A 4,743-nucleotide genomic window follows, 5' to 3' on the forward strand; every position below is an offset into this window, starting at 1 on the left:
ATATGAGATTGATGCACAAAACCAGATTGTACACTGGAGTCCTTACAACGGACAGGTTTTACCAGGATACATGTTCGCTGGTACGGGTTTTTGGGACACTTTTAGGGCATTATATCCTTTCTTAAACCTGGTTTATCCTTCAATCAACAAGGAAATGCAACAAGGCTTAATCAACGATTACAAAGAAGGCGGTTGGTTGCCAGAGTGGAGCAGTCCGGGTTATGCAAACATTATGGTGGGTAACAACTCTGCTTCGGTAGTTTCTGATGCTTATATCAAAGGTATGCGTGGTTACGACATAGAAACGTTATGGCAGGCTTTAAAACATGGTGCAAACAACGAGGGCCCTATGGAAGCCGTTGGCCGCGACGGTGTTAAATATTACAATGAATTGGGTTATGTGCCTTTCGATGTGAAAAAGAATGAAAATGCCGCTAAAACATTAGAGTATTCTTATGATGATTTTACCATTTATCAATTGGGAAGAGCTTTAGGCAAACCGGCTTCGGAGATCGATATTTATAAGAAAAGAGCCATGAACTACAAGAATCTTTTCGATCCGGCTTCGGGTTTAATGCGTGGCAAAAATCAGGATGGAACTTTCCAAAGCCCATTCAGTCCATTTAAATGGGGCGGTGCATTTACCGAAGGCAACAGCTGGCATTATACCTGGTCTGTTTTCCAGGATGTTGATGGCTTAGCCAAATTAATGGGTGGCCATAGTAAATTTGTAACCAAATTGGATTCTGTGTTCTCGATGCCTCCTGTATTTGATGAGAGTGCCTACGGTGGCGTAATTCACGAAATCCGCGAAATGCAGATTGCAAACATGGGCCAGTACGCACATGGTAACCAACCGATCCAGCACATGATTTACCTGTATAACTACGGTGGTGCGCCTTATAAAACACAATATTGGGTAAGAGAAACCATGAACAGAATGTACAAACCTACTCCTGATGGATATTGTGGTGATGAAGATAACGGGCAAACTTCTGCCTGGTACGTTTTTTCGGCAATGGGCTTCTATCCGGTAACACCTGCGGTTGATCAGTATGTTTTGGGTGCTCCTTTGTTTAAAAAGATAACTGTTACTTTAGAAAATGGTAAAACTGTGGTGATTAATGCAGCTGCCAATAGCGATAACAACCGTTATGTTCAGTCGCTACAGATGAACGGTAAACCATATTCTAAAAACTGGATCAGCCACAGTGGTTTGCAAAAAGGTGCGGTGTTAAATTTCAATATGACAGCAACGCCGAATAAAACCAGAGGTTCAAATCCAGCTGATTTCCCTTATTCATTATCAACAGAAAAATAGAAAAAATAATTATCCATCGGGTAAAGTAATTTATCCGATGGATTTTAAACAAAATATCTAGCTTTAGGGCTAAAATTAACAAACCAAGTATATGAACATCTCAAAGACGGGTTTTACAGCCATTTTCTGGCTTTGCGGAACCCTGTTGGCGTTTGGCCAGCGTATTGATCTCAAAGATCTTTCAGCCTTTAAAAACCCTTCAAATTCATGGTCGCTCGCCCAAAATGTGGTGGCCGACCTAAACGCCGAAAATGTTTTAAAAACAACCAAAGGTGAAGGGATATTGATTAATCAATCTACAGCAAAAAAAGCGGGTTCTGATTTATATACCGTAAACGAATACGGTGATGTAACAGTAGAATTAGATTATTTAACTGCAAAAGGGACAAATTCTGGTATTTATCTTCAAGGTAATTACGAAATTCAGATTGATGACGCATGGGGACTGAAAAACCCAAGTTCATCAAACAATGGTGGTATTTATCAACGTTGGGATGATAGCAAACCTGAAGCCGAAAAAGGGTTTGGAGGTGTTGCTCCCCGTCAAAATGCAAGTAAAGCGCCAGGTTTATGGCAGCACATTAAAATTATCTTCCAGGCACCAAAATTTGATGCATCAGGAAAGAAAACGCAAAATGCTAAAATTATCAGTGCAGAACTAAACGGTGTGCTGATTCACGAAAATGTGGAGCTATTTGGTGCAACCAGAGGAGCTGCAGGAGCTGAAAAAGCAAAAGGACCTTTACGTTTACAGGGCGATCACGGTTCGGTAGCGTTCAGAAATATCCAGATTAACGAACTATCAGAAATTCCAAAACCAAACCAAAACGGTGGGGCAGATCCAATTTACATTGAAGCAGCAAGCAACAACATGATCAGAAGTTTTGTTGATGTTGCGCCAAGAGTACGTTCGGTACATGCTATTTCGGTAGGCGGACCAGAAAAAGTTGCTTATAGCTACGATTTAGATAATGGTACATTACTACAGGGATGGCATGGCGATTTTATTGACGCTACGCCAATGTGGGATGGCCGTGGAAACGGTACCTCACGTGCATTGGGCAGTGTTACCCGTTTCACTAAAAAGCCAATTTTAGCCATTTCAAAATTAGCGAACGATCAGGATAAGTGGATTGCTGATACTGCTGGTACTGGTTTCAGAACCAAAGGTTATGTAATGGATAAACAAGACCGTCCGGAGTTTAAGTACATCATTAATGGAACAAATGTTACCGATGCCGTTAAGGTGATGGAAAATGGACAAGGTTTAACGAGAGAGATTGCTGTTGATAAATCATCAAAAGATCTATATTTCCTATTGGCAACCGCTTCCAATATCGAAGAAGTAGCCAAAGGTTTATACCTGATTGATGATAAATCTTACTATATACAACTTGCTGATGGAGCTGCTAAACCAGTAATCAGAGACGTTGATGGCAAGAAAGAAGTTATCGTAGCTATTGGAACTAAGTTAAATTATACCATTTTGTTTTAATTGGAATAACAATGAGAAATACATTTAAAAAATTAGCAATACTGGCATTAAGTTTTAGCTTTACTACAGTTTTTGCACAAGAAACACCGAAAGAAGAAGATTTTTTCAGGATAAATAAAGTACGCGTGCCCGAAGGCCCCATTTTAGAAGTTGGTGGTCTAATTACTTTGCCAAATGGCGATTTAGGCATTTCTACCCGTAGAGGAGAAGTATACATTGTAGAAAACCCTACAAGTGCCAAGCCTTACTGGCGCAGATTTGCTTATGGTTTGCACGAAATTTTGGGTATTGCCTATAAAAATGGTGCATTATATGTGGCACAACGCGGCGAGTTGACCAAACTGGTTGATAAAGACCAGGATGGCAAAGCCGATGTGTACGAAACCATTTATGCATGGCCGTTAAGTGGGCACTACCACGAATATAGTTTTGGGCCGAAGTTAATGCCTGATGGTACTTTTATGGTTACCGGAAACGTGGCCTTTGGCGATGAAGAATGGTGGAGAGCAGAAAGCCGTGTGCCGATGCGTGGTTGGGCCATGAACATTACCGAAGATGGTAAAATGAGTCCTTATGCTGCGGGTTTCCGTTCGCCAGCCGGGATTGGTACTATTGATGGCCAGTTTTATTATACCGAAAATCAGGGCGACTGGGTAGGTTCAGGTGGTTTATGGAAAGTAAATAAAGGTGATTTTATGGGGCATCCAGCCAGTTTAAGATGGACCAATTTACCAAACTCTCCGGTTAAACTGCAGTCAGATTTCTTTTACTCGCAAATAGACGAGCGTAGAACCAAAAACGAACAAGGAAGATACATTAAACCAGAAAATAGGGTAAACGAAACATTCAAAACCTTATTCGAAATGAAGAAAGTATTCCCTGAATTACGTTTGCCATCGGTTTGGCTACCTTATGGTATTTTGGGGATCTCTTCTGCAGAACCTGTTAAAATTCCCGCAAATACATTTGGCCCGTTCGCTGGTCAGATTTTAGTTGGTGATCAGGGAATGAGTATCATTTCGAGGATTTTTATGGAGACAGTGAAAGGTGAGGAACAAGGCGCTGCCTTCCTTTTTCGTAAAGGTTTCCGTTCTGGAGTATTGAGGTTAGAGTGGGGGACAGATGGTTCGCTATTTGTTGGAGAAACCAACCGTGGTTGGGGATCGGCAGGTGATGCTAACGAAGGTTTAGAAAGACTGGTATACAATAATAAAACCCCTTTCGAAATGAAAGCTGTTAGGGTAATGCCTGATGGTTTCGAAGTGGAGTTTACCATGCCCGTTGATCGTAAATCGGCTGAAGATTTAGCTTCATATGATGCAGAAAGCTTTATTTACAAATATCACCCGGTGTATGGTTCACCTCCTGTAAACACCGAGAAATTAAAAATCTCAGGGGTTAAAGTTTCGGCAGATGGTTTAAAAGCCAGAATTATTGTTCAAAACCTTCGCCAATATTATATCCATACCTTAACATTAGATGGTTTAAGATCGCAAGATGGTTTTTACTCTTTAGTTCATCCGGTAGCTTATTATACCTTGAACCAAATTCCTGATGGAAATAAACTTTCTGCCAGTGAAGTAAGTACCAAAAACTCAGCGGCACCGGTAAATGTTCCTGCTAAGAAAACAGCTGCACCAAAGGCAACAACTGGAAAAGCACCTGAAGCAAAAGGAGCCGCTACTCCGGCTAAGCCTACAACTACGGCTAAAGCACCTACCTTTAAAGAAGTTGAGGGTTTATTAACAAAAAATACTTGTCTGGCCTGCCACAATCAAACCAAAAGACAGATTGGCCCGCCGTTCGTAGAAATTGCAAAACGTAAGTATTCAGCAGAGAAAATATTTCAGTTGATCCACAACCCACAGCCACAAAATTGGCCGGGTTACTCAACAGAAATGCCTCCAATGCCGCAAGTAACCAAAGC

3 protein-coding genes are annotated in these 4,743 nt (G+C 41.2%); all 3 read left to right on the forward strand.

Annotated features, from left to right (window positions below; genetic code table 11):
- Window positions 1–1,321, forward strand: a 1,321-nt coding sequence (locus AC1DPQ_RS18020; RefSeq protein ID WP_477610430.1) for a GH92 family glycosyl hydrolase, incomplete at its 5' end; no start/stop codon positions are given.
- Between the two features lie 91 nt (window positions 1,322–1,412).
- The gene (locus AC1DPQ_RS18025) at window positions 1,413–2,816 is read left to right on the forward strand and encodes a 3-keto-disaccharide hydrolase (RefSeq protein ID WP_477582049.1); all 1,404 of its coding nucleotides are present in this window, start codon (window positions 1,413–1,415) and stop codon (window positions 2,814–2,816) included.
- An 11-nt stretch (window positions 2,817–2,827) separates the two neighbouring features.
- Window positions 2,828–4,743 (forward strand): hypothetical protein (locus tag AC1DPQ_RS18030; RefSeq protein ID WP_477610431.1); only part of this gene is annotated, 1,916 nt, incomplete at its 3' end.

The organism is Pedobacter sp. 01T416_2 (assembly GCF_056398925.1).

What these genes read in the sequence shown, in the direction of transcription:
- AC1DPQ_RS18025 (WP_477582049.1), top strand. Translation starts at nt 1,413, where the DNA reads ATGAACATCTCAAAGACGGGTTTTACAGCCATTTTCTGGCTTTGCGGA.